The organism is Cupriavidus sp. 01L46 (assembly GCF_056399905.1).
Genome location: NZ_JBFTSF010000072.1, coordinates 1 through 25,047, shown reverse-complemented (window position 1 = coordinate 25,047; position 25,047 = coordinate 1). Strand labels below are relative to the sequence as shown.

Annotated in this window: 21 protein-coding genes; 5 read left to right on the top strand and 16 right to left on the bottom strand. The window is 65.0% G+C overall.

Features of this window, described 5'->3' with window-relative positions; translation table 11 throughout:
• The 5 genes from ugpQ to ugpB form a co-directional block, all read right to left on the bottom strand.
• Positions 1 to 650, bottom strand: a 650-nt coding sequence (gene ugpQ / locus AC1DS3_RS15545) for a glycerophosphodiester phosphodiesterase (protein ID WP_477127489.1), incomplete at its 3' end; no start/stop codon positions are given.
• Position 651: 1 nt separating this feature from the next.
• On the bottom strand, positions 652 to 1,755 hold the full coding sequence (locus tag AC1DS3_RS15540; RefSeq protein WP_477127488.1) for a sn-glycerol-3-phosphate import ATP-binding protein UgpC: 1,104 nt from the start codon (positions 1,753 to 1,755) through the stop codon (positions 652 to 654).
• Between the two features lie 66 nt (positions 1,756 to 1,821).
• Positions 1,822 to 2,670 carry a sn-glycerol-3-phosphate ABC transporter permease UgpE gene (gene ugpE / locus AC1DS3_RS15535; protein WP_441640962.1) on the bottom strand — a complete coding sequence of 283 codons (849 nt, stop codon included), beginning with the start codon at positions 2,668 to 2,670 and terminating at the stop codon, positions 1,822 to 1,824.
• Between the two features lie 12 nt (positions 2,671 to 2,682).
• Positions 2,683 to 3,564 carry a sn-glycerol-3-phosphate ABC transporter permease UgpA gene (gene ugpA, locus AC1DS3_RS15530; RefSeq protein ID WP_174423278.1) on the bottom strand — a complete coding sequence of 294 codons (882 nt, stop codon included), beginning with the start codon at positions 3,562 to 3,564 and terminating at the stop codon, positions 2,683 to 2,685.
• Positions 3,565 to 3,688: 124 nt separating this feature from the next.
• Complete coding sequence (gene ugpB / locus AC1DS3_RS15525) at positions 3,689 to 5,005, bottom strand: sn-glycerol-3-phosphate ABC transporter substrate-binding protein UgpB (protein WP_174423279.1); 1,317 nt, start codon at positions 5,003 to 5,005, stop codon at positions 3,689 to 3,691.
• 176 nt (positions 5,006 to 5,181) lie between these two features.
• Here ugpB and AC1DS3_RS15520 point away from each other — a divergent pair, with 176 nt between their 5' ends.
• Positions 5,182 to 5,973 carry an HAD-IIB family hydrolase gene (locus tag AC1DS3_RS15520; RefSeq protein WP_477127487.1) on the top strand — a complete coding sequence of 264 codons (792 nt, stop codon included), beginning with the start codon at positions 5,182 to 5,184 and terminating at the stop codon, positions 5,971 to 5,973.
• 87 nt (positions 5,974 to 6,060) lie between these two features.
• On the opposite strand, the gene ntrC is transcribed toward AC1DS3_RS15520, so the two are convergent.
• From ntrC to AC1DS3_RS15500, 4 genes are all read right to left on the bottom strand, one after another.
• A complete protein-coding gene (gene ntrC, locus AC1DS3_RS15515; RefSeq protein WP_441640973.1) occupies positions 6,061 to 7,605 on the bottom strand; it encodes a nitrogen regulation protein NR(I) in 1,545 nt (514 codons plus the stop codon).
• Positions 7,606 to 7,720: 115 nt separating this feature from the next.
• Positions 7,721 to 8,872: a nitrogen regulation protein NR(II) gene (gene glnL, locus AC1DS3_RS15510; RefSeq protein ID WP_441640959.1), complete on the bottom strand. Its 1,152-nt coding sequence runs from the start codon at positions 8,870 to 8,872 to the stop codon at positions 7,721 to 7,723.
• Positions 8,873 to 8,876: 4 nt separating this feature from the next.
• A complete protein-coding gene (locus AC1DS3_RS15505; RefSeq protein WP_441640958.1) occupies positions 8,877 to 9,440 on the bottom strand; it encodes a DUF4124 domain-containing protein in 564 nt (187 codons plus the stop codon).
• A 133-nt stretch (positions 9,441 to 9,573) separates the two neighbouring features.
• On the bottom strand, positions 9,574 to 10,989 hold the full coding sequence (locus tag AC1DS3_RS15500; protein WP_477127486.1) for a 3-hydroxylaminophenol mutase: 1,416 nt from the start codon (positions 10,987 to 10,989) through the stop codon (positions 9,574 to 9,576).
• 570 nt (positions 10,990 to 11,559) lie between these two features.
• Here AC1DS3_RS15500 and AC1DS3_RS15495 point away from each other — a divergent pair.
• On the top strand, positions 11,560 to 12,024 hold the full coding sequence (locus AC1DS3_RS15495; RefSeq protein ID WP_441640956.1) for a rhodanese-like domain-containing protein: 465 nt from the start codon (positions 11,560 to 11,562) through the stop codon (positions 12,022 to 12,024).
• 119 nt (positions 12,025 to 12,143) lie between these two features.
• Here the strand turns inward: AC1DS3_RS15495 and AC1DS3_RS15490 are convergent, their stop codons facing one another.
• The 6 genes from AC1DS3_RS15490 to hrpA form a co-directional block, all read right to left on the bottom strand.
• Positions 12,144 to 12,977 (bottom strand): competence/damage-inducible protein A, encoded by an 834-nt coding sequence (locus AC1DS3_RS15490; RefSeq protein ID WP_441640955.1) that lies wholly within the window; start codon positions 12,975 to 12,977, stop codon positions 12,144 to 12,146.
• A 12-nt stretch (positions 12,978 to 12,989) separates the two neighbouring features.
• Entirely contained in the window at positions 12,990 to 13,865 is an 876-nt protein-coding gene (locus AC1DS3_RS15485) for an EI24 domain-containing protein (RefSeq protein WP_477127485.1), read from the bottom strand.
• A 163-nt stretch (positions 13,866 to 14,028) separates the two neighbouring features.
• The gene (locus tag AC1DS3_RS15480; protein WP_441640953.1) at positions 14,029 to 15,003 is read right to left on the bottom strand and encodes a sterol desaturase family protein; all 975 of its coding nucleotides are present in this window, start codon (positions 15,001 to 15,003) and stop codon (positions 14,029 to 14,031) included.
• A complete protein-coding gene (locus tag AC1DS3_RS15475) occupies positions 15,003 to 15,884 on the bottom strand; it encodes a polysaccharide deacetylase family protein (RefSeq protein WP_441640952.1) in 882 nt (293 codons plus the stop codon). The genes AC1DS3_RS15480 and AC1DS3_RS15475 overlap by 1 nt, the downstream gene beginning before the upstream one ends.
• A 98-nt stretch (positions 15,885 to 15,982) precedes the next feature.
• Positions 15,983 to 16,909, bottom strand: coding sequence for a YVTN family beta-propeller repeat protein (locus tag AC1DS3_RS15470; RefSeq protein WP_441640972.1), 927 nt, complete (start codon positions 16,907 to 16,909; stop codon positions 15,983 to 15,985).
• Between the two features lie 199 nt (positions 16,910 to 17,108).
• Positions 17,109 to 21,221 (bottom strand): ATP-dependent RNA helicase HrpA, encoded by a 4,113-nt coding sequence (gene hrpA, locus AC1DS3_RS15465; protein ID WP_477127484.1) that lies wholly within the window; start codon positions 21,219 to 21,221, stop codon positions 17,109 to 17,111.
• 122 nt (positions 21,222 to 21,343) lie between these two features.
• Here hrpA and argA point away from each other — a divergent pair, with 122 nt between their 5' ends.
• Both argA and AC1DS3_RS15455 read left to right on the top strand, forming a co-directional pair.
• Positions 21,344 to 22,681, top strand: coding sequence for an amino-acid N-acetyltransferase (gene argA / locus AC1DS3_RS15460; protein ID WP_441640365.1), 1,338 nt, complete (start codon positions 21,344 to 21,346; stop codon positions 22,679 to 22,681).
• A 110-nt stretch (positions 22,682 to 22,791) separates the two neighbouring features.
• Positions 22,792 to 23,067 (top strand): oxidative damage protection protein, encoded by a 276-nt coding sequence (locus tag AC1DS3_RS15455; protein ID WP_441640360.1) that lies wholly within the window; start codon positions 22,792 to 22,794, stop codon positions 23,065 to 23,067.
• A gap of 100 nt (positions 23,068 to 23,167) precedes the next feature.
• Here the strand turns inward: AC1DS3_RS15455 and rpiA are convergent, their stop codons facing one another.
• Positions 23,168 to 23,854 (bottom strand): ribose-5-phosphate isomerase RpiA, encoded by a 687-nt coding sequence (gene rpiA, locus AC1DS3_RS15450; protein ID WP_477127483.1) that lies wholly within the window; start codon positions 23,852 to 23,854, stop codon positions 23,168 to 23,170.
• A 174-nt stretch (positions 23,855 to 24,028) separates the two neighbouring features.
• Between rpiA and tal the strand changes: the two genes are divergently transcribed.
• On the top strand, positions 24,029 to 24,967 hold the full coding sequence (gene tal, locus AC1DS3_RS15445) for a transaldolase (protein WP_477127482.1): 939 nt from the start codon (positions 24,029 to 24,031) through the stop codon (positions 24,965 to 24,967).
• Positions 24,968 to 25,047: the final 80 nt, after the last annotated feature.

Sequence of the window (25,047 nt, the reverse complement as noted above, 5' to 3'; positions counted from 1 at the left end):
GTATAGCAGGCCACCCGGAAGCCAGCCGCATGGGCTGCCTGGATGACCTCGGCGGTAAGCTCGCGATGGTTGGCATCGAGCGCCACGCAGTCCAGCCGGCGCAGCCGCTCCAGCCAGTCGGGCGGTAGCTTGTCCAGCAGCAGCGCGCGCGGCAGGCCAGGCGCGGCCTTGCGGGCCGCTTCCAGCGACTCTTCCGAGAATGACGACAGCAGCGGCAGCAMATCGCTGCCGGCCCACAGTGCCTGCGCGTCGAGGGCTACCGCCGCGCCGGTGCGCCATTCCGCGCCGGGCACGGGCTTGATCTCGATATTGACGAAGAAGCCGTTGGCACGGGTATAGCGGGCAATCGCCGCCAGCGTGGGCACTGGCTCGCCGGCATAGGCAGGGCTGTGCCAGCTGCCCGCGTCCAGCATGGCGATCTCGCCCAGCGTCAGCGCATCGGCCCGCCCCTGGCCGTTAGTGGTGCGGTCCAGTGTCGCGTCGTGCAGCAGCACCGGGCGTCCGTCGCCCGACAGCTTCACGTCGAACTCGAACATGCGGTAGCCAAACGATGCGCCGTGGCGGAACGCCGCCAGGGTGTTCTCGGGTGCGAGCTTGCCCGCGCCACGATGGGCAACATGGCGCGGATAGGGCCAGGCGGCTAGGGTCATGTCAGGCCTCGATGCGCTTGCCGGAATCGGTGTCGAAGAAATGCAGGTGCTCGGCCGTGGCCGTGATCGGCAGGCGATCGCCGCCGCGCACCGGCATGTTGCTGTCCAGCCGCACCACCACCGGCTGGCCGCCCAGCGTGCCATACGCAAAGGAGTCGGCGCCGAGCGCCTCGACCAGCCGGACCTCGATCTCGGCGATCGCCTCGTGCGCCGCGCACGGCTCGATATGCTCTGGACGCAGGCCCAGCAGCGCGCGCTCGGGCAAGTGCAGGCCCATCGGCAGGTGGCCAAGGGTGGCGGGCGCGCCTTGCGCGCCCGGCTTCTGCTCCACGCGCATCTGCGCTTCGCCCTGCCCGCCATTGGTCCGCGCCACCGGGACCAGATTCATCGGCGGCGAGCCGATAAAGCTGGCCACGAAGGTGCTGGCCGGGCGTGCGTAGACTTCCAGCGGCGTGCCGATCTGCTCCACGCGCCCGCCATTGAGCACCATCATGCGGTCCGCCAGCGTCATGGCCTCGACCTGATCGTGGGTCACGTACATGCTGGTGGTGCGCAGGCGGCGGTGCAACTCTTTCAACTCCAGGCGCATCTGCACGCGCAGCTTGGCGTCGAGGTTGGACAGCGGCTCGTCGAACAGGAACACGGCAGGCTCACGCACGATCGCGCGGCCCATGGCCACACGCTGGCGCTGGCCGCCCGACAGCGCACGGGGCCTGCGCTCCAGCAGGGGCGCCAGTTCCAGGATGCCGGCGGCATGCTTGACGCGCTGCTCGATCTCGCTCTTGTCCATGCCGCGGATCTTCAGCCCGTAGGCCATGTTGTCGTACACGCTCATATGCGGGTAGAGCGCGTAGTTCTGGAACACCATGGCGATGTCCCGCTCGGCGGGCTCGAGGCTATTGACAACCTTGTCGCCAATATGCACCTCGCCGCCGCTGATGGCTTCCAGCCCGGCCACCATGCGCAGCAGCGTGGACTTGCCACAGCCCGAGGGGCCGACGATGACGATGAACTMGCCATCGTTGATTTCCATATCGATGCCGTGCACAACCTTGACGTTGCCGGCGTAAGTTTTCTGTACGTTGCGAAGCGACAGTTTTGCCATTGCTATTCTTTCTCGCTGGGCAAGCGTGGCGGGCGCGTCATCCAATGAGCGCCCCGCCCCACCCGCTTATTTTTCAGTTTCGACCAGGCCCTTGACGAACCACTTCTGCATCAGCACCACCACGATCGCGGGAGGCACCATGGCCAGCATCACGGTGGCCATCACCAGGTTCCAGTCGGTCGCGGCATCCCCGGAGCGGGAGATCATCTGCGTGACGCCCACCACCACCGGCGTCATCGACTTCTGCGTGGTGATCAGGAGCGGCCACAGGTACTGGTTCCAGCCGTAGATGAACTGGATCACAAAGAGCGCCGCGATGCTGGTCTTGGACAGCGGCAGCACCACGTCCTTGAAGAAGCGCAGCGGCCCGGCACCGTCGATGCGCGCGGCCTCGGCCAGCTCATCCGGAATGGTCAGGAAGAACTGGCGGAACAGGAAGGTCGCGGTCGCCGAGGCGATGATCGGGATGGTCAGGCCGAAGTAGCTGTCCAGCATGCCGAGATCGGACACCACCTTGTAGGTCGGCAGGATCCGCACTTCCACCGGCAGCATCAGCGTGATGAAGATCATCCAGAAAAAGGTCTTGCGCAGCGGGAACTGGAAGTACACCACCGCGAAGGCCGAGATGATCGAAATGGTGATCTTGCCCAGCGCGATGCCCAGCGCCATGATCAAGCTGTTCAACATCATGGTGGAGACCGGCGAGGCGGCATTGCCCACGCCGGCTACCAGCACGGTGCGATAGTTCTCCAGAAGATGGCTGCCCGGCAGCAGCGTCATCGGTGCCTGCAGCACCTCGTCGGCAGTCAGCGTCGAGGCAACAAAAGTGACATAGACAGGGAAAGCCACTACCACTACGCCCAGCACCAGCATCAGGTGCGAGAGAAAATCTAGAAAGGGTCGTCGTTCTACCATTTTGCCAATCCTTCAGTACTGCACCTTGCGTTCCACGTAGCGGAACTGCACCACCGTGAGAACAATCACGATCCCCATCAGCACGACCGACTGCGCGGCCGAGCCGCCGATATCGAGGCCGCGGAAGCCATCCTGGTAGACCTTGTAGACCAGCGTATTGGTAGCGTTGACGGGGCCGCCATGCGTCACCGCGTCGATAATGGCAAAGGTGTCGAAGAAGGCGTACACCACATTGATCACCATCAGGAAGAACGTGGTCGGCGACAGTAACGGGAATATGATCGACCAGAACCGGCGCCAAGGCCCCGCGCCATCGATGGCGGCTGCCTCGATCAGCGATTTAGGGATGCTCTGCAAGCCGGCCAGGAAGAACAGGAAGTTGTAGCTGATCTGCTTCCACGCTGCGATCAGCACCACGAGCAGCATGGCCTGGTTGCTATTGAGCAGGAAGTTCCAGTCCACACCGAACCGATGCAGCGCGTAGGACACCACGCCCAGGGTCGGGTTGAACATGAACATCCACAGCACGCCCGCCACCGCCGGCGCCACGGCATACGGCCAGATCAGCAGCATCTTGTAGCCACTGGCGCCCCGCACCACGCGATCGGCAAAGTAGGCAAGCATCAGCGAGACCGTCAGCCCGACCAGCGTCACCCCGACGGCGAACACGCCCGTGACGCGAAACGAGTTCAGGTACTGCGCATCACTGAACAGATCGCGGAAGTTCTCCAGGCCAACGAACTGGAGATCAATACCAAAGGCATCCTGCCGCAGCACAGACTGGTACAGCGCCTGTCCGGCCGGCCAAAAAAAGAAGATCAGCGTCACCGCCATCTGCGGAAGCACCAGCAGATAAGGCAACCATGAAGATCGGAATACGACCCGTTTTTCCATCACGCATCCAAGCCACCGCTATGCGCGGCGCGTCATCAGCCATAGCCAGTGCGGCGAGGCTGCCGCACAAACCAAAGACGGAGGCACAGCCTCCGCCTCCCAAACACTCAATAAGCTGCAGCGCTTATTCGCGGACCGTCTTCTGGAAACGCTCCAGCAATTCATTGCCGCGCGCAACCGCCGAATCCAGTGCCTCCTTAGGTTGCTTCTTGCCGGTCCACACCGCTTCAAGCTCTTCGTCGATCACCGTACGGATCTGCGGGAAGTTGCCCAGGCGGATGCCGCGCGACTTGTCGGTGGTCTTGACGATCATCTGCTTGACCGCCACGTCTGCGCCGGGGTTCTTCTCATAGAAGCCCGATTTCTTGGTGAGTTCGTAGGCTGCCGTCGTCACCGGCAGGTAGCCGGTCGACTGGTGCCAGTCGGCCTGCACCTCGGGGCGCGACAGATAGGTGAAGAACTTGGCTACGCCCTTGTACTCCTCGGCCTTCTTGCCGCCCATCACCCACAACGAAGCGCCGCCGATAATGGTGTTTTGCGGGGCGCCCGGCACGCCTTGCTCGTACGGCAGCTGCGCCACGGTGAAATCGAACTTGGCGTTCTTGCGGATATTCGCCAGCGCCGCCGAGGAACCGGTCAGCATGGCGCACTGGCCGGCAATAAACTTTGCCTTCGGCTCGTCCTTGCGGCCGCCGTAGACAAAGTAGCCCTTCTGCTGCATGTCGAGCAGGTTGGCAATATGCTTGACGTGCAGCGGCGAATTGAACACCAGGCGCGCGCCCGTGCCACCGAAACCATTGTTCTCGGTGGCGAACAAAACGTTGTGCCAGGCCGAGAAGCTTTCCAGCTGCACCCACGACTGCCAGTCGGTGGTGTAACCGCAAGAGATGCCGGCAGCCTTGAGCTTGGCGGAATCGGTGGCCACCTCTTGCCAGGTCACGGGCGGCTTGTTCGGATCCAGCCCGGCCTTCTTGAAGGCGTCCTTGTTGTAATACATCACCGTGGTGGAGCTATTGAACGGGAACGACAGCATCTCACCCTTGTTCGAGGTGTAGTAGCCAGCCACCGCCGGGATGTACATCTTGGCATCGAACTTCTCGCCAGCGTCCTTCATGACCGTTGCCACCGGCTTGATGGCACCCTTGGCGCTCATCATGGTAGCCGTACCCACCTCGAAGACCTGCAGAATCGCCGGCGCGTTGCCCGAGCGGAAGGCAGCGATGCCCGCGGCCAGCGACTCGTCGTACTGGCCCTTGTAGATCGGTACGATCTTGTAGTCGGACTGGCTGGCATTGAACTGCGTGGCGATCGCGTTCACCTTCTCGTTGAGCGCACCTTCCATCGAATGCCACCACTGGATCTCGACGGCGGCATTGGCCGATCCTGCGCCGGCCAGCATGGCAAAGGCGGCCAGGGTCAACGCGGTACGTTTTACGGTCATGGAAATCTCTCCTGTTCTATCTTGTGGCATTGGACAAAAATCGTCCGACTGTATGCAGTTTTTGTGACAGGCGGATGTTACCCCGCCTTGTTGGATTGGAAAACCGGGCATTTCCACTAAATTACAATAATATGACAACGATTTATCGGCAGCTTGACAGGGTAGAATCTCGCGCTATGCAAGCCATACAAAGCCTTCCTGCCCSGGCACTGCGCCGGATTCGCGGCGTACTGACCGATATCGACGGCACCATCACCACCGACGGCAGGCTGCCGGCGGCCACCTACCTGGCGCTCGACCGCCTCAAGGCAGCCGGGCTGCACGTGATCCCGGTCACGGGACGCTGCATCGCCTGGGCCGAGATCCTGACGCGGTTATGGCCGGTGGACGCCATCATCGGCGAGAACGGCGCCTTCTACTCSCACCTGCGCGCGGGCAAGCTSGTGACCCGCTACCTGGACGAYKCCRCYACCCGGGCCGAYAACCTGGCGCGCATCCACGCGCTTGGCAAGCGCATCGTGCAAGAGGTACCAGGCTGCGCGCTGGCCTCTGACCAAGCCTGGCACGCCGCCGACCTGGCCGTCGACCACGCCGAGGACGTCGCCCCCCTGCCGCCCGCCGCGGTTGAGCGCATTGCCGGGCTGATGCGGGAAGCCGGCATGACCGCCACGGTCTCGTCCATTCACGTCAACGGCTGGTTCGGGGATCATGACAAGCTCAGCATGAGCCGTTTGTGCGCTGCGGAATTGCTGGGCGCCGACCTGGATGCCGAGCGGGAGGAGTGGTTGTTTATCGGCGACTCCGCGAACGACGCCAGCATGTTTGYCCATTTCCCGCTGTCGGTCGGGGTGGCCAACATCCGTGACATCCTGCCGCAGTTGCCGGCAAAGCCCGCCTATATCACCGAGGCAGCCTGCGGCGAGGGCTTCGCGGAAATGGCCGAGCTTCTGCTGGCCGCGCGCGGCTGACCTGCCAATGGCGCGCCGCCAATAAAAAAAACAGCCGGGCAAGCCCGGCTGTTTTTTTATGCGCTGCAACAACGGCCAGGAGCCGATTCAATCGAAGCCCAGCTCCTGCAGCTTGCGCGTGATGGTATTGCGGCCAATGCCCAGGCGCGTGGCCGCCTCGACGCGGCGTCCGCGGGTGACGCCCAGCGCAGCCTCCAGCACGGCCTTCTCGAAACGCCGCGTCAGCGCGTCCATGACTTCCGGCTGGCCGGACTCCAGCATGGCGCGGGCTTCCCCCGCCAGCAGGTGCTCCCAGCCGGCCAGCGCGCTGGCCGCAGCCGAGCGGCCGGCGTAAGCCAGCGCGGTATCTGGCTCCGCGCCCAGGGTGGAAGGCGCGGCGCCGTAGTCGACGGCGTCATGGCCGTCGGCATCGTCCGCCCTGCCCTCTGCCCGGAACTCCGCCTGGCGCGCCGCGCCGGCACCGCCGCCCGGCGCCGTGCCGGTGCCGATCATCTCGGCCGGCATGTCCTTGACCTCGATGGTCTGCGCAGGCGCCATCACGGTCAGCCAGTTGCACAGGTTCTCCAGCTGACGCACGTTGCCGGGGAACGGCAGCGTGCCAACATAGGCCAGCGCCTCGTCCGACATGCGCTTGGGCTCCACGCCCAGTTCCTTGGCACTCTTCTGCAGGAAATGACGCGCCAGCAGCGTGATGTCTTCCGGGCGTTCGCGCAGCGGCGGCAGGCGCAGGCGGATCACGTTGAGGCGGTGGAACAAGTCCTCGCGGAACAGCCCTTCCTTGACGCGCGTTTCCAGGTTCTGGTGGGTAGCGGCAATTACCCGCACATTGGCGCGCAGCGGGTTGTGGCCGCCCACGCGGTAGAAGTTGCCATCCGACAGCACACGCAGCAAGCGCGTCTGCAGGTCGAACGGCATGTCGCCGATTTCGTCGAGGAACAGCGTGCCGCCCTCGGCCTGCTCGAAGCGGCCGCGGCGCATGGTCTGTGCGCCGGTAAAGGCGCCGCGCTCATGGCCGAACAGCTCCGACTCCAGCAAGTCCTTCGGAATGGCCGCGGTATTGAGGGCGATAAAGGGCCCGTTGGCACGCGGGCTGTGCTTGTGCAGCGCCTGCGCCACCAGTTCCTTGCCGGTACCGGACTCGCCGGTGATCAGCACCGTCACGTTCGATTGCGACAGGCGACCGATGGCGCGGAACACGTCCTGCATGGCTGGCGCCTGGCCGAGGATTTCGGGCGCGTCGACCAGGCGGTCTTCGAGCTCCTCCTCGCGCAGGCTTTCCTGCAGCGCGCGGCGGATCAGCTCGACCGCCTTATCCACATCGAAGGGCTTGGCCAGGTACTCGAAGGCGCCGCCCTGGAAGGCCGCTACCGCGCTATCCAGGTCGGAGTACGCCGTCATCACGATGACGGGCAGCCCCGGATGCCGTGCCTTGAGCGCTTGCAGCAGGTCCAGCCCCGAGCCACCCGGCATGCGGATATCGGAGATCAGGACCTGTGGTTCGTCGTCTTCCAGCGCGGCCAGTACATCGCGCACGTTCGTGAAGCTGCGTGAGAGCAGGCTTTCGCGGGCGAGGGCCTTCTCAAGAACCCAGCGGATTGATTGATCGTCGTCGACTATCCAGATCGGCTTCATGTGCGTCGCTTGTCTGCTCGGTGTCATTTGGTCTTCCGTGAACCTGGCCGCACACCGCCGGCAAGCCGGTCGGCAGCAATCATTGGGGCAGTTCCAATTGCTGTCGCCGATGCGATCAATGCAGGGGCAGCAGGATACGGAAGTCGGTACAGCCCGGCCGGCTCTCGCATTCGATCAAGCCCTCGTGCTGCTGCACGAAGGTTTGAGCGAGTGTGAGACCGAGGCCGCTACCGCCATCCCTGCCCGACACCAGCGGGTAGAAGATGCGTTCGCGGATATCCTCGGGGATGCCCGGACCGTTATCAATGACATGCAAGTCCAATGCCAGCTTGAACAATCGCTTCGCTATGGTTACCTGGCGGGCCACCCGGGTCCGCAGGATGATCTGCGCATCGCCCCGCGCCACGCGCTCCGCAAGCGCCTGGGCAGCGTTGTGGACGATGTTGAGCACGGCCTGGATCAACTGCTCCATGTCGCCGCGCAGGTCTGGCAGGCTCGCGTCGTAGTCGCGCACGATATCCAGCCCGGAAGGGAATTCGGCCAGCACCACCGAGCGCACGCGCTCCAGCACCTCGTGGATGTTGAGGTCGGACACGATGTGCGGATGGCGGTGCGGCTCCAGCAGGCGGTCCACCAGCGTCTGCAGGCGGTCCGACTCCTTGATGATGACCTGGGTGTACTCCCGCAACGAACGGTCAGGCAACTCGAATTCGAGCAATTGCGCCGCGCCGCGGATGCCGCCCAGCGGGTTCTTGATCTCATGCGCCAGATTGCGGATGAGCTCCTTGTTGGCCGAGGTCAGGTCAAGGATGCGCTCCTCGCGGTCGCTGCGTACCTTTTGCTCGTTGGGCAGCACTTCCACCAGGACCGTGTCGGCCGTGGCATCCAGCGCGCCAATCACCACGTGCGCATGCATCGGCTCCTGCAGGGGCGGATGCAGTATCACATCCTGCCGGCGCGCATCGAACTGCCGTGAGATCACGGTCTCGATCATGCTGCCGAGCTCTTCCGAGGCACCGAACAGGTCTGCCAGCGACAGCTCCACCATGGCTTTGCGCGACACCGCGAAGCTGGCCTCGGCGGCGGGATTGGCGTAGACGATGCGCAGGCCGGGCTGGCGCACCAGCAACACGGGGTTGGCGACCACGTCCAGCCCCTGGTGGTAGGACACATCGCCCAATGGCAGCACCGTGGCTCCATCCTCGGCCGGCGTGCCAGCCCCGGCCGAAGCCACCTTGCGCGAGACGCTGCGAATCAGGCGACGCATAGTGCTAGTCCTTCAAATTGGAGAGTTCGCGCCGCAGCGATGCGGCATTGGCCTCGCCACGCGCGATGTCGTCACGCAGCGTGGCGGTGCGGTCGAGGTACTTCTGGTAGTTACGTTCATTGCCCTGGCGCTCGGGCTGGCCGTTGTTGAACTCGGCGCGCAGCGCGGCCAGCTTGGCCTCCTCGCTTTGCAGCTCCTGCTCAAGCACCGCGCGGCGCTCGCCATCGCGGCTTTTCTGGGTCGCGCTGTCCACGCGCGGAAACGCGGTGGGCGCGGTGGCGGGCCCGGCACCCTTGCCTGCCGAAGGGGCGCTCACACGGCCGCCCGGCACCGTCGTGACTTCCGGCAAGCTGAGCCGCTTGCAGCCCTTGCCCCCGTTGCCGTTGCGGTATTCGGGCACGCCGTTGGGGCCAGCGCAGACATAGATGTCCGACTGCGCCGGGGCCGGCCGGCTCCAGCACACCAGCACAAGCGCCAGCATGGCGCAGGCAGCCGCCGATACGTGCATGGAGGCACTGAACCGGTGCATCGGTCGAAGCGAGGAAAGCGGGAATTCGAGCGCGTCCATTGACATCAGCAGGGATGGTGGGAAAGGAGCCCCATTCTAGCGATCAAACCGGCGAACAAAACAAAAAGGGACAGCCGAGGCCGCCCCTTCCTGGTGCAACTGTTGCCCGGTCACAACCTGGCAACGCCTCGCCTTACAGCGAGTAGTACATATCGAACTCGATCGGGTGCGTGGTCATGCGGAAGCGGGTGACTTCTTCCATCTTCAGCTCGATGTAGGCATCGATCATGGAGTTGGAGAAGACGCCGCCGCGCGTCAGGAACTCGCGGTCGTTGTCGAGGTATTCCAGGGCCTGGTCGAGGCTGTTACACACGGTCGGGATCTTTGCATCCTCTTCCGGCGGCAGGTCGTACAGGTTCTTGTCGGCAGCTTCGCCCGGGTGGATCTTGTTCTGCACGCCGTCCAGCCCAGCCATCAGCAGCGCCGAGAAGCCCAGGTACGGGTTCATCAGGGGATCCGGGAAGCGGGTCTCGATGCGGCGGCCCTTCGGGTTGGCAACGTACGGAATACGGATCGATGCCGAACGGTTGCGAGCCGAGTAAGCCAGCTTGACCGGGGCTTCGAAGCCCGGCACCAGACGCTTGTACGAGTTCGTGCCCGGGTTGGTCAGGGCATTCAGCGCGCGAGCGTGCTTGATGATGCCGCCGATGTAGTACAGCGCGAACTCCGACAGGCCGGCGTAGCCATTGCCTGCGAACAGGTTCTGGCCATCCTTCCATACGGACTGGTGCACGTGCATGCCCGAACCGTTGTCGCCRACGACCGGCTTCGGCATGAAGGTAGCGGTCTTGCCGTAGGTGTGGGCGACGTTCTGGATCACGTACTTTTGCAGCTGGGTCCAGTCGGCGCGCTGCACCAGCRTGCTGAAGCGGGTGCCGATTTCGTTCTGGCCCTGGCCGGCGACTTCGTGGTGGTGCACTTCCACGGGGATGCCCAGCGATTCCAGAATCAGGCACATTTCCGAACGGATGTCCTGGAACGTGTCGATCGGGGCAACGGGGAAGTAGCCGCCCTTCTTGCCCGGACGGTGACCGCTGTTGCCGTGCTCGAATTCCTTGCCCGACGACCACGGTGCTTCTTCCGAGTTGATCTTAACGGAGCAACCCTGCATGTCGATGTTCCACGTCACGCCGTCGAAGATGAAGAACTCGGGTTCCGGGCCAAAGTAGGCGGTGTCGCCCAGGCCGGTGCTCTTCAGGTAAGCCTCGGCGCGCTTGGCGATGGAACGCGGGTCGCGGTCGTAGCCCTTGCCATCCGACGGCTCAACMACGTCGCAGGTCAGGATCAGGGTCGGTTCTTCGTAAAACGGATCGACGTTAGCGGTATTCGGATCCGGCATCAGCAGCATGTCCGAAGCYTCGATACCCTTCCAGCCGGCGATCGACGAACCGTCGAAAGCGTGGCCGCTTTCAAACTTGTCTTCATCGAAGTGCGACACGGGTACCGACACGTGCTGCTCTTTGCCTTTGGTATCGGTGAAACGGAAGTCGACGAACTTGACGTCGTTTTCCTTCACAAGCTTCATCACATCTGCAACGCTGTGGGCCATGCCTATCTCCTGGAAATTCGGCTGAATCTAGAAAAGCCATTCTTGCGTCGACCTCCGCTGTGCAACGCCTCAAAGGCATTTACATCAACACAAAGATCGGCCACGAAAGGGACGAGGAATGTTAGCAGAAAGCATGCCAAGGCAACCCCCTAGTTACCCCTGCGTTCCCGAAAAAAGTGCAGCCAGGCGGCGCGATATGGAGGCCCAGGCGCGTTTCGGGTGCCGCGTATGGCATACGCAAAAATCCGGTCGGCTCCCGCCTCATTCCGGGGACGCCGGCGGCTCTCCCCGGCTCCCGCGAAAATCACCAAAACAGTGCATTTAAACACCTGATCGCACTATTTTTGTGCCAACGCACCAAATTAGAACATTTTGGCGCAAACCGGGCGCCGTTGCCTGCTTGCGGTGCAAGATGCGGCTACCAGGATGCCCGCAGCGCGCGGCCAAGCCAGCGCAACAGATGCCGCTCGCTGCCGTTCGCGGCCAAAGGCCGCCGGCAAGCGCGCGGCGCGCTAGAATATCCGGCAGCCTCTGCCAGATGCCATTTCACCCACCGATTTTGTCACCCAGATGACCACCCGRGACGATCTACTTCAAGCGGCGCGCGAGCGCCAGCAGCAAAACCAACTGCCGTACTTCGGCGCCCTCTCCCCGCAGGAAGCCTTTGCACTGCTGCAGGGCGACCCCACCGCCGTGATGGTGGACGTGCGCACGCAAGCTGAGCTCGACTGGATCGGCGGGCCGGACCTGCCGGAAGCCCAATCGGCGCATGTGGAATGGAGCAGCTATCCGGGCGGTGCACAGAACGCCGCCTTTATCGCACAGCTCAAGGCCCGCGTGCGCGCCGATGTGCCCGTGCTGTTCCTGTGCCGCAGTGCGGCACGCTCCAAGCACGCTGCCCGCGTCGCCACGGAAGCCGGCTATCAGTTCGCCATGGACGTGCTGGAAGGCTTCGAAGGCGCTCGCGACGAGCAGCACCACCGCAAGACCGTGGAAGGCTGGTGCTTCCGCGGCCTGCCCTGGCACGGCGCCTGAAGCTCGGGAACGCGCGAATCGCACAAGACGCACGATACGCATAAATCGCGCAAAAAGGCAAAACGGGACAGCGTGGCTGTCCCGTTTTTTCATTGCATTGGCCACGCCTGCCCCGCGGCTCAGTCCCCTGCAGGATCTCCCGGGCGCCGCGCCGCGACCTCCACCAGTTCGAAGCCCATCGCCTGCACGCCTTCGCGCAGCATGGCATAGGCCGGCTCGATCTGGTCCGCCAGGCCCTTCACGCCCAGGTCGATGTGGCGGCGCGCATAGAGCTCGCCGCGCTTGGCGTCGCCCACCGACGGCAGGCTGAACACGCGAGCGCCCTCGAAGGCGGCCTCGACCCGTTCCATCAGCGGCGTCAGCGTGGATTCCGGCGCCTCGAACACCAGGAACGATCGCTCCACTTGCACCGCCTGATGGAACAGGTAGGAATAGTAGGTATCCAGCACCCATTCCATCATCGGCCACGCCATGACCGGGAAGCCAGGCATGAAATGATGGTCGGCCACGGAAAAACCCGGGATGCGGTTGTAGCTGTTCGGGATGATGCGCGCCCCGGCGGGGAATTCGCCCATCTTGAAGCGATGCTGGTTCTCCGGCAGGCTCAGGTCGGCCTTGGCGGGATCGCCCGCCGCGGTCTCCGCGATCCGCAAGGCGATCTGTTCGCGGGCGTCCGGATGCAGTGCCAGCGGCACGCCGAGCGCGGCCGCGGCGCACTGCCGGGTGTGGTCATCGGGCGTGGCGCCGATGCCGCCTGTGCAGAACACCACATCGTTGCCCGCGAACGTACGGCGCAGCGTGGCGGTGATGCGCGCGCGCTCGTCGCCCACGTATTCCGCCCAGTCCAGCGCCAGCCCGCGCGCCGCCAGCAGTTCGATGGCACGGCGCATATGCTTGTCTTCGCGCCGCCCCGACAGAATCTCGTCACCAATGACGATCAGGCCGAAACCCATGATGCCCTCGCTTCAGGATTGTTCAATGCGCCGCACATCGGACGGCGCCAGGTCGATAACATCCGCCACCGGCGCCGCCGCGGCTGCCGCAGCAGCGCGCTCGGCGCGCAATTGCTCCAGCGCGCGCAGGCAGAAATGGCCAAACCACAGCGCCGAGAAAATAAAGATCAGCACATACAGCCACAGCGTGCCCGCGAGCACGAACGGGAACAGGAAAATCAGCGCGGCCGAAGCCACCCAGATCAGCGTCGGCGCCGAGCCCAGCAGGCCCACCGCCACGCCAATGGTAAGCAACGCCATGCGATGGCGCTTCATCAGCGTCTTGCGCTCCTCTGGCGTGGCATGCTGCGCGAGCGCGTCGTAGGTCATCACGCGATAGGTCAGCMAGCCCCACAGCAAGGGCGGGATCAAGGCGAAGAAAGGCGGGATCAGCCACAGCGGCAGCGTCACCAGCGCCAGCAGCAGAAACACCATGGTGCTGCCCAGCGCCTGGAACACACTGCCCAGCATGCTGCCACCCTTGGCCTTGACCAGGTCCGGATAGCTGCGCTCCAGGTGCCGCACCGCGGCAGGCACCGAGAACAAGCTGATAAAGACCAGCATGGAAGCAATCACCAGCGGGATCATCAGCGCGATCACAAACAGCGGCGCCACCACCGTGCGCAGGGACTGCAGGCCGAACCAGTCGAGCGCGCCATAGATCCAGCTGGTCAGCACCGACGTCTCGAGCACGCCGCGCGCAGCTGTCATGATCGGCTCCCACCCCCACAGCAGCAGGCCACCCCACAGCCCGGTGGCGAGCAGGAAGGGAATGACGGTCAGCATCAGCATGCGCGGATGCAGCTGGCTGATCAGGGCACGGCCTAGCGCGCGAAAAATATCGTTCATGCAGTAAATTGGGGTTCCACAAAGGCGGGGACAACTAGACTAGCACACGTCATAAGTGCCGCGGGAGACGCGTGCGCCGCTAGCGCAAGATGGCAGGGCGCGGGAGCGCGCCTTGCGCGGGAATGCGCGCTGCCGGGGCTGCCACGGCAGGCGCCCCGCCGCTTCAGCCGAGCCGCAACAGTCGCTTGATCCCGTACCACTGCTGAGACAGGAAGCCAGCGCCGTAGTCGCGCCCCTTGCCTGCCGGCGGCGGCATCTGGTCGCGCACACCGGTGGGGTAGTAGGCGTCGGTAAACACAGCGGTGCGGAACAACATGTCCCACCAGGGAAAGATCACGCCGTAGTTGCATCCGCCCAGCTTGGTGGGCCGGCCGATGGTTTCGTGGCCGACGCCAACCGCATGATGGGTGCGGTGAAAGCGCGGCGAGACCAGAAGCCGCTCGCCCAACGTGCCGAAGTGCAGGCGCAGGTTGGCATGCTGCAAGCTCTGCAGCAGTTGCGACAGCGCCACCAGCAGCACGTACTGGGAAGGCTCCACGCCCACCGCCAGCGCCGCCACCGCAAACACCACGTCGCGCAGCATGTCGTCGAGCAGGTGGTTGCGGTTATCGCTCCATAGCGTCATCTGGCGCTGGCTGTGATGCAGCGAATGCAGGCTCCACCACCAGCGGTAGGTATGCGAGAGGCGGTGGTACCAGTAGTCGAGCAGGTCGAACAGCAGCAGGTAGATAAAGAAGCTGACCAGCGGGATCGACGTCACCGCCGGCCACCAGTCTTCCACATTGACCCGCTGCCAGCCGAGCAGGCGCAGATGCCCTTCCAGCCCGTCCATCAGCGGACCGAGCAGGAAGAACATGGCCAGCCGGAACAGGCCGAGGCGATGCACGACGGTGTAGAGGATGTCGGCGCGAATGGCGGCGCGGTCGGTCACGGCTTCGACCGGGCGCAGCTTTTCCAGCGGCCCGAGGATCAGCACCATCACCACGATCTGCACCAGCCCGACCAGCAGCCATTCGGTGCCGGTGAAGGCGTCCTCGGCATAGCCGCCCAGCCCAAGCTGGTAGACCACAGGCAGGATCACGTCCTGGAACAGCGTGGCTTCAATCTGGCCGATCCAGCCGTTGAGCAGGTCAAGCATCAGCGGCTCCCGGCTGGTTGCCCAGCCACCACCGCGGACTGCCCGCGCAGCCAGTCACGATAGGCGGGATGCTCGCGCAGCGTGGCGAAGCAGAAGCCCTTCTGCTCCAGGCCGCCGATCAGCGGTTCGAGCACGCCGGGCGCCCAGGGGTCCTTGCGCGACCAGATGCCGAGGTGCGCCATGGCGATGTCGCCATCGCGCAGCCCGCGCAATGCGCGCTCCAGCAGCACCTTGTTCGGGAAACGCTCGGACGAAAGCTCGTCACCCAGGAAGCCGGCCGGCGCCCAGGCCACGTGCTTGAACCCGCACTGCTCGGCCCATTGCAGCGTCTGCGGCGCGGTATGGCCGCCCGGTGCCCGCCACAGTGGCGACATGGTCGCGCCGCTGAGGTGCTTCAGCGCCTGCGCGCTGCGGTTCAGCTCGCTGCAAAAGCTTTGCTGGTCCATCACCACGTCCTGCCCCGCATGTGCGCCGAACTGCGGCCGCATGGTGACCTTGCCGTCGCGTACGCCGCGCAGGTAGACGTGATCGAACGTGTGGCTGCCAAAAACATGGCCATCGGCGGCCAGCGTCTTCCAGTACGCGGCCCAGCCCGGGTCGAGCGAGCTGTCCTTGTCGACGGTGGGTTCGTTGGCGAGGAAGAACGTGGCCTTGATATGGTGCCGGCGCAGCGTATCGGCGATCAGCGCCGCCTGGCTCATGCTACCGGTATCGAAGGTCAGGTAGAGCGTGCCGGCGCGGCAGGCCTGGGGCGCGGCGGCAGGCACCGCGCCCGCCGAACTGGCCGGCCCGGCGGCCAGCGCCAGTCCGGTGGCTGCAAGCCCGGCAGCCACCGCGCGGACCAAAGCGCGGGGCAACCGGGACTGCGAATGCTTGCTCATGATGCCTGTCCTGATTTCCTGTGACTGCATTGGAGTGGCGGCGGCCATACTAGTTCGATGCCGCGCCCGCCATGGCGTTCCCGGACGGGCGCCCTCTCTCAATAAAGCGGTGCGCGGGTACGGAAATAAATGCCGTGCGGCGAGCGGCCCACGCGGATGGTCTTGACCAGCTTGCGGCTGGCCACGTCGATCAGGCCCACCGAACGCGCCCAGCGGAAGCTCACCCACAAGGTCTTGCCGTCGGCGGTCAGCTCCATGTCATCGGGGCCAGCCGGCAGGCCGGTGATGTCGCCAACCTTGGTCAGGGTCTGCTGGTCGACGATGCTGATAGTCCCGGAGACCCGGTTGGACAAGAACAGATGGCGCTTGTCGCCCACTGCGCGGAAATTGTGCGCGCCCTTGCCGGTCTGGATCTGCTTGACCACGGTGCGGGTATGCCAGTCGATCACGGCGACATAATCGGCGCCGGTCATGCCCACCAGCAGGTATTTCTGGTCCGGCGTAACCCACACGCCCGCCGGCGCCGAGCCGGCGTTCATGCGCCACATCACGGTCTGCGTAGGCAGGTCGATGGCGACCACCTCGTTGGAGTCCTGCAGCGTGACGAAGGCAACACGGCTGTCGGCGGTAAAGGCGATATGGCTCGGCGTCTTGGCCAGCGGCAGTTGCTTGGCGATCTTGAGCGCCTTGCCGTCCCAGCGATACACGTCGACGCGATCAAGGCGGTTGCCCGTGGTCAGGAACCACTTCTGGTCGGGCGAGAAGCCGATCTGGTAGGGATCGTCGATATTGGCCACGCGCTGCTGGACCTTGCCGGTGACCGGGTCGAGGAACACGAGGTCGTTGCCGACCGCATTGGCAACGATCAGCGATTTGTCGTCGGGCGTGGCGATCAGGTGGTGCGGCTCCTTCCCGACCGGGAACGTCTCCAGCACCTTCTGGGTGTCCTTGTCGATCAAGGTGACGGTAGCATCACCAGAATTGAGCACCACCACCACTTCCGCCAACGCCGGCGCCGCTACCATCCCCAGGGCCAGGGTGCCGATGGCGGCAAACCCGGAAACTACACGACGCAATGCGAGCATAAGACTGTTAAACAATGACTTAATCGATCATTCTAACGTTTTCGGACTGCGATCCGATGACCTAGCGCAACAAACTAACAATTGGTCACACTCTCCACACGGGGGGTAGCGTTCGCGCGAAAGGCTGGCAACCCTGACTTCAGCGCTGCATCGCTTCCCACACCTTTTGCAGACGCTTGACCGACATCGGCACGGGCGTGCGCAACTCTTGCGCGAACAGCGCCACACGGAGCTCTTCCAGCATCCAGCGGAACTCGTCCAGGCGCGCGTCTTCCACGCCCCGCCCCTGCTGCCGCAACTGCGTCTCGGCCCGCTGCCATTGCTGCAGCAGCGGCGTAATTTCCTGCAGCCGCTGGGTGTCGCGCGCCGGATCGCCCTTGATCTTGTCGATGCGCATGGCGATGCCTTTCAGGTAGCGCGGGAAATGCACCAGTTGCAGGTAAGGCGTATCGGCCACAAAGCTCTTGCCCATCAGCCGCGTCAGCTGCGCCTGCATATCGGCATGCGCCGCGGCGAACGGCTTGGCCTGGATCAGCTTGCGCGGCAGCGTCGCGTACTCGGCCAGCACTGCCCCTACCAGCCGGGCGATCTCCTGCGCCAGCAGGCTCAGGCGTGAACGCCCTTCTTCCTTGCGGGCGGCAAACTCAGCCTCGTTGCGCGGCAGCGGCGCCTGCAAGCAGGCCCGCTCCAGCGCCAGCATCACGATCTGGTCGCGCAACATCTCCTGCGTGCCCAGCGTCATGTACTGCATCGCCATCTGCTGCATGCCGGGGATGTTCTTCTCCAGGAACTTCACCTGCTCGCGCAACTGCAACGCAAACAGGCGGCGCAGCCCGGCTTGATGGATGCGCGCGGCTTCCTGCGGATCGTCGAAGACCTCCACGTCGCAATGCGTGGCGTGGTCGACCAGCGCAGGATAGCCATACAGCGTCTGGTTGCCCTTGCGGACCTCCAGCAGCTCGGGCAGTTCGCCGAAGGACCAGCTGGTCAGGTTCTCGTATTGCCCCGCCTCGGCCGCCGGCACATCGCGCGCGGCGATGTTCTGGAACGACTGCTGCGCCTGCCCGCCAAACTCGGCACGCAACTGCGCCAGGTTGCGGCCCATGTCCAGTTGCCGGCCATGCTCGTCCACCACCTTGAAGTTCATGGCGTGGTGGGCGGGCAAGGTTTCCAGCTTGAAGTCGGCGCGCTTGACCATGGTGCCGGTCTGCTCCCGGATGTCGGCAATCAGCACGTCCAGCAACTCGCCCTCGCCAAAGGCATTGCGATCGACGAAGCCCGCCGCGTAATCCGGCAGCGGCACGCAATGGCGGCGCAGCTTCTGCGGCAGCGACTTGAGCAGCAGGTGCACCTTCTCCTTGACCATGCCCGGCACCAGCCAGTCTGCGCGCTCCTGGCGCACCTGGTTGAGCGCGTACAGCGGCACCGTCAGCGTCACGCCATCGCGATGGCTGCCGGGCTCGAAGTGGTACGTCAGCGACATATCCACGCCCGCCACCGGCATCAGCTTGGGGAACAGGTCGGTGGTGATGCCAGCTGCCTCGTGGCGCATCAGCTCCTCGCGGTTCAGGTAAAGCAGCTTGCGCTCGCGCGCGCTCTCAGCCTGGTACCACTGCTCGAAGGTGGCCTGCTGGTGAATCTCGGCGGGAATCAGGCGATCGTAGAACGCGAAGATCAGCTCATCGTCGACCAGAACGTCCTGGCGGCGCGCCTTGTGCTCCAGGTTTTCGATCTCGCGCGTGAGGCGCTGGTTATGGGCAAAGAACGGCAGCTTGGTATCGAACTCGCCTTCCACCAGCCCGCGGCGGATAAACAGCTCGCGCGCCTCGGCCGGGTTCATCGGCCCGTAGTGCACGCGCCGGTGCTGGTAGACCACCAGCCCGTACAGCGTGGCGCGTTCCATCGCCATCACCTGGCCGGATTTCTTCTCCCAGTGCGGATCGCTCCAGCTAACGCGGAGCAAATGGCGGCCGACCTGCTCCAGCCATTCAGGCTCGATCTTGGCCAGCGTGCGCGCAAACAGCCGGCTGGTCTCGATCAGCTCGGCGCCGATGATCCAGCGGCCAACCTTGCGCGCGATCAGCGAGCCGGGCCACAGGTGGAACTTGATGCCGCGTGCGCCCAGGTACTCGCGCCCGCGTCCGTCAGCGTCTTCGATCTTGCAACCTACGTTGCCGAGCAACCCCGTGAGCAGCGCCTTGTGCACCTGCTCATAGGTGGGCTCGCTCTCGTTGAGCTTCCAGCCCTGCTCGGTGACGGTAGTCAGCAGCTGCGAATGCACGTCGCGCCATTCGCGCAGGCGCACATGCGACAGGAAACTGGCGCGGCACTGGTCCTGCAGCTGGCGGTTGGTCTTCTTGTGCGCCACCGCGTCCTCGAACCACTTCCACATCTTGACCCAGCCCAGGAACTCGGAGCGCTCGTCCATGAACTTGCGGTGGGCCTGGTCGGCGGCTTCCTGCGCCTCCTGCGGACGATCGCGCGGATCCTGCACCGACAGCGCGCTGGCGATGATCAGCACCTCGCGCAAGCAATGGTGCTCGCGCGCAGCCAGCGTCATGCGGGCCACGCGGGGGTCCAGTGGCAGGCGGGCCAGCTGACGGCCGACCTGGGTCAGCGCGTTGGCGTCGTCGCCCACGCTTTCCACCGCACCCAGCTCCTGCAGCAGCTGGTAGCCGTCGGCAATGGCCCGGCCCAGCGGCGGCTCGATAAAGGGGAATTCCTCGATCGCCGTCAGCTTTAGCGCCTTCATGCGCAAGATCACCGCGGCCAGCGACGAACGCAGGATTTCCGGATCGGTAAAGCGCGCCCGGCTGGTGAAATCGGCCTCCTCGTACAACCGGATGCACACGCCGTCTGCCACCCGGCCGCAGCGCCCGGCGCGCTGGTTGGCGGCGGCCTGCGAGATCGCCTCGATCTGCAGCTGCTCGACCTTGTTGCGGTAGGAATAGCGCTTGACCCGCGCCATCCCGGTATCCACCACGTAGCGGATGCCCGGCACGGTCAGCGAGGTTTCGGCCACGTTGGTGGCCAGCAYGATGCGCCGCGCGTTGGAGGGCCGGAATACCCGTTCCTGCTCCTGCACCGACAAGCGCGCGAACAGGGGCAGGATCTCGGTATGCGGCGGATGGTGCTTGCGCAGCGCCTCGGCAGCCTCGCGAATTTCGCGCTCGCCGGGCAGGAACACCAGCACATCGCCCGGGCCGAGCCGGCACAGCTCGTCCACCGCTTCGACGATGCCGTCGAACAAGTCGCGATCTTTCGATTGCGCGGACTTGGGCGCGCCCTCGCCCGGCGCCGGCTTGTCCTTCTCGATCGGCCGGTAGCGGATTTCCACCGGATACAGGCGCCCGCTGACCTCAATCACCGGCGCGGGCTTGCCGCCCTGCGCAAAGTGCTCGGCAAAGCGGTTGGCGTCGATGGTGGCCGAGGTGATGACCAGCTTCAAGTCTGGCCGCTTCGGCAGGATCTCCTTCAGGTAGCCGATCAGGAAATCGATATTGAGGCTGCGTTCGTGCGCCTCGTCGATGATGATGGTGTCGTAGGCGCGCAGCAGCGGATCGTTCTGCGTCTCGGCCAGCAAGATGCCGTCGGTCATCAGCTTGACCGACGCGCCCGCCGACATGGTGTCATTGAAACGCACCTGGTAGCCCACGTGCTCGCCGAGCGGCGTGCCGATCTCCTGCGCGATGCGCTTGGCCGTGGAGGTGGCGGCGATCCGGCGTGGCTGCGTGTGGCCGATCAGGCCGCCGCTGCCGTCAGCGCCCGGGCCGCGCCCGATCGACAGGCAGATCTTGGGCAACTGGGTGGTTTTGCCTGAGCCGGTTTCGCCGGAGACGATCACCACCTGGTTGGCCAGCAGCGCCTGCGCGATCTCCTCGCGGCGGCCGGATACCGGCAACGCCTCGGGGAAGGTGATGGGCGGGAGCGGGTTGGCCTGGCGCACCGGGCGGCGTGCCTCGCGGGGCGCCCGCTCGGTGCGCTCGGTGCGCTCGGTGCGCTCCGGGCGCGGCGGCCGGGGCGTGCCGTTTGCCGGCTGCGGCCTGGCTTGCCGGGCCTGGCCCGGCTGCCGGGGCTGTCGTTCGGCCGGCGGACCGGCGGCCGGCGTGGCGGCCACGGCCGGCGCGCGCGCCGGCCTGTCGACAGGCTGGACAGCGGGCTGGGCTGGCGAGGGGGCGGCCTTGGGCGCGGGGCGGCCGGCATCGGTTTTCCGATCCGGCGACAAAGGTTTGRCGGGGCGTTGTGCTGACATTGGCCGGGATTATAATCCGCGGCATGAATGCAAGAACCGACACACCAGCCGACGCGCCCGCGCCGTCCGAAATGGACGAGCCCCTGCCCGTCACCGACCCTTCCACGCTGCCCGCGCCCGCCATGGGCGCCGACCCCGTCGAGCGTGGCGCCCCCGACCATCAGCAGTTCGTCGACTGGCTGCGAGCGGTTGCGCCCTATATCCACGCCTTCCGCGGCAAGACCTTCGTGATCGCCTTCGGCGGTGAGCTTGTCAAGGCCAACATCCTTAACGCCCTGGTCAATGACGTGGCCCTGCTGCACGCCATGGGCATGCAGATCGTGCTGGTGCACGGCTCGCGCCCGCAGGTGGAAGAGCAGCTGGCGCTGCGCCACGTCGAGTCGCAATTCGCTGACGGCGTGCGCGTGACCGACAACGCGGCGCTGGAGTGCGCCAAGGAAGCCGCCGGCGAACTGCGCCTGGATATCGAGGCCGCCTTCAGCCAGGGCTTGCCTAACACGCCCATGGCTGGCGCCCAGCTGTCGGTGATCTCCGGCAACTTCGTCACCGCCCGCCCGCTCGGCATTGTCGACGGCGTGGATTACCAGCACACCGGACTGGTGCGCAAGATCGACGGCGAGTCGGTTCGCATGTCGCTGTCGCACGGCAAGATCGTGCTGCTCTCGCCGCTTGGCTTCTCGCCCACCGGCCAGGCCTTCAACCTGTCGATGGAAGACGTGGCCAGCGCCACCGCCATCGCCCTGAAGGCCGACAAGCTGGTGTTCATCACCGAGGTCCCCGGCGTGCAAGACCCCGTTGGCAAGCTGATGCCGGAGATGTCGCTGCGCACCGCCGTTGAGCGGCTGCAGAACAACCACCTGCCGCCCGATGTCTCCTATTACCTGGAACACCTGGTCAAGGCGCTCAAGGGCGGCGTGCCGCGCGCCCACCTGATCCCCTTCCAGCTGGACGGCTCGGTGCTGCTGGAGCTGTTCCTGCACGACGGCGTCGGCACCATGATCTCCGACACCGACCTGGAAAGCCTGCGCGAAGCCACGCTGGACGATGTCGGCGGCATCCTGCAGCTGATCGCCCCGCTGGAGCAGGACGGCACGCTGGTGCCACGCGGGCGCCACCTGATCGAGCGCGACATCGCCAACTTCTCGGTGATCGAGCACGATGGCGTGCTGTTCGGCTGCGCCGCGCTCTACCCCTACCCGCGCGAAGGCATGGCCGAGATGGCCTGCCTGACTGTGTCGTCCGAAGCCCAGGGCACCGGCGACGGCGAGCGCCTGCTCAAGCGCATCGAGCGCCGCGCCCGCAGCCTCGGGCTTGACCGCCTGTTCGTGCTCACTACCCGCACGGAGCACTGGTTCCTCAAGCGCGGCTTTGTCCACGCCACCGTGGACGACCTGCCGGAAGACAAGCGCAAGCTCTACAACTGGCAGCGCAAGTCGATGGTGCTGATGAAGAAGCTGTGACGGCGGTGGGGGTAGCCTGAAGGCTGGCCCCCGCTTCGTTACAATAGCGGCACCGCAACGGCCGGCCCCTTGCCGCGCCGGCTACATCACACGACAACAAGGAGTTCCCCATGGCCCGTATGGTTCAATGCGTCAAGCTCAACAAAGAAGCCGAAGGGCTCGACCTGCCGCCGCTGCCAGGCGAACTCGGCAAGAAGATCTGGCAAAGCGTGTCGAAGGAAGCCTGGGCTGGCTGGCTCAAGCACCAGACCATGCTGATCAACGAAAACCGCCTGAACATGGCCGACGCCCGGGCTCGCCAGTACCTGCTCAAGCAGACCGAGAAGTACTTCTTCGGTGAAGGCGCGGACCAGGCACAGGGCTACGTGCCGCCGCCGGCTGCCTGATCTGGCTGAGCGCGGCTTCGCGCCGCGCGGTGGGAAACAAAAAGGGTGCCTGTTACGGCACCCTTTTTCATGCAACGATCCGCCAACGGGACCGGCAGATTCAATAATCGCTGCGCTTCACGCCCTCTGGCGTGCCCAGCAGCAGTACGTCCGCGCCGCGCAGGGCAAACAGCCCCACCGTGACGACGCCCGGCATGTGATTGATGGCTTCTTCCATCGACTTCGGATTGCTGATCTTCAGGCCGGCCACATCCAGAATCACATTGCCGTTGTCGGTCTTGAATATGCCGCCTTCCTTGGTCATGCGCAGGCGCGGCTGGCCACCGAATGCGGCCAGTTGACGGGCGACCGCAGCGCGTGCCATCGGAATCACTTCCACCGGCAGGGGAAACGCGCCCATCACATCCACCAGCTTGCTGCCGTCGGCGATGCAGACAAAGCGCTTGGCCACCGAGGCCACGATCTTCTCGCGCGTCAGCGCGCCGCCGCCGCCCTTGATCATGGCGCCGCTGGCGTCGATCTCGTCCGCGCCGTCGACGTACACGGGGATTTCGTCGACTTCATTCAGGTCCAAGACCTGGAAGCCGTGCTGCTGCAGGCGGCGCGTAGACGCCTCCGAGCTGGAGACCGCGMCGGAAAAGCGTTCCTTGAACGCCGCCACCGCATCGATAAAGAGATTGGCCGTGGAGCCCGTGCCCACGCCCAGCACCGCACCCGCCGGCACTACCTCTTTGACATAGTCGGCCGCGGCTTGCGCCACCAGCGCCTTGAGTTCATCCTGYGTCATGACAACAGCCCATCTGCTTTGGGGGAAACCGCATAGTGTACCGGAATGCCGTGACATCCCCGGCGTGGGCGCGAGCCGACGGTACAATGGCCCGAGGCATGCATCAGCGCGGCGTCCGGGGCCTGCCGTTTTGGTCCTGCGCCATCACCAACCCTTAAAAGCAACTCACTGACCATGAACCAGCTCGATCAGCTCAAGCAGTTCACCACCGTGGTGGCGGACACCGGCGATTTCCAGGTGATGAAGCAGTACACGCCGCAGGACGCCACGACCAACCCTTCCCTGATTCTGAAGGCCGTCCAGAAGGCCGAGTACCGTCCCCTGCTGGAAAAGGCCGTGCGCGGCAATGAAGGCACCGACGCCGTGATGGACGCCCTGCTGATCGCCTTTGGCTGCGAGATCCTGGCCATCGTACCAGGCCGCGTGTCGACCGAGGTCGACGCCCGCCTGTCCTTCAACACCGAAGCCACACTGGCCAAGKCCCGCCACCTGATCTCGCTGTATGAGCAGCGCGGCGTGGCCCGCGAGCGCGTGCTGATCAAGATCGCCTCCACCTGGGAAGGCATCCGCGCAGCCGAAGTGCTGCAGCGCGAAGGCATCAACTGCAACATGACGCTGCTGTTCTCGCTGGCACAGGCGGTTGCCTGCGCCGAGGCCGGCGCGCAACTGATCTCGCCCTTCGTTGGCCGCATCCTGGACTGGCACAAGAAGCAAGCCGGCGACAAATGGGACGCTGCCGCCAACGCGGGCGACAACGATCCCGGCGTGCGTTCTGTGCGCCAGATCTACGACTACTACAAGAAGTTCGGCCACCCCACCGAAGTGATGGGTGCCAGCTTCCGCAGCACCGAGCAGATCCTGGCGCTGGCCGGCTGCGATCTGCTCACCATCAGCCCGGACCTGCTGGAGAAGCTGGCTGCCAGCGAAAGCACCGTGGAGCGCAAGCTGTCGGTCGACCAGGCACAGGCCGGCAATATCGCCCGCATCGAGTGCGGTGAGGCGGCTTTCCGCTGGCAGCTCAATGAAGACGCGATGGCGACGGAAAAGCTGGCTGAGGGGATCCGCGCATTCGCGGCGGATGCGGTGAAGCTGGAGGCGTTGATTACGGCTTGAGAGGGGAAAAATGGAAGCCGCCCGGGAATCCAGGCGGCGAGCCGGTTCAAGCTGGTGTCGCGCGCACACCGTCCCACAGC

Excerpts from the sequence above, each read along its gene's own strand:
- AC1DS3_RS15505 (WP_441640958.1), bottom strand. The coding sequence starts at position 9,440 with ATGGACGCGCTCGAATTCCCGCTTTCCTCGCTTCGACCGATGCACCGG.
- AC1DS3_RS15475 (WP_441640952.1), bottom strand. The coding sequence starts at position 15,884 with ATGAGCAAGCATTCGCAGTCCCGGTTGCCCCGCGCTTTGGTCCGCGCG.
- ntrC (WP_441640973.1), bottom strand. The coding sequence starts at position 7,605 with ATGAAGCCGATCTGGATAGTCGACGACGATCAATCAATCCGCTGGGTT.
- AC1DS3_RS15455 (WP_441640360.1), top strand. The coding sequence starts at position 22,792 with ATGGCCCGTATGGTTCAATGCGTCAAGCTCAACAAAGAAGCCGAAGGG.
- ugpE (WP_441640962.1), bottom strand. The coding sequence starts at position 2,670 with ATGGTAGAACGACGACCCTTTCTAGATTTTCTCTCGCACCTGATGCTG.
- AC1DS3_RS15470 (WP_441640972.1), bottom strand. The coding sequence starts at position 16,909 with ATGGTAGCGGCGCCGGCGTTGGCGGAAGTGGTGGTGGTGCTCAATTCT.
- glnL (WP_441640959.1), bottom strand. The coding sequence starts at position 8,872 with ATGCGTCGCCTGATTCGCAGCGTCTCGCGCAAGGTGGCTTCGGCCGGG.
- argA (WP_441640365.1), top strand. The coding sequence starts at position 21,344 with ATGGGCGCCGACCCCGTCGAGCGTGGCGCCCCCGACCATCAGCAGTTC.
- AC1DS3_RS15490 (WP_441640955.1), bottom strand. The coding sequence starts at position 12,977 with ATGGGTTTCGGCCTGATCGTCATTGGTGACGAGATTCTGTCGGGGCGG.
- ugpA (WP_174423278.1), bottom strand. The coding sequence starts at position 3,564 with ATGGAAAAACGGGTCGTATTCCGATCTTCATGGTTGCCTTATCTGCTG.
- AC1DS3_RS15480 (WP_441640953.1), bottom strand. The coding sequence starts at position 15,003 with ATGCTTGACCTGCTCAACGGCTGGATCGGCCAGATTGAAGCCACGCTG.
- ugpB (WP_174423279.1), bottom strand. The coding sequence starts at position 5,005 with ATGACCGTAAAACGTACCGCGTTGACCCTGGCCGCCTTTGCCATGCTG.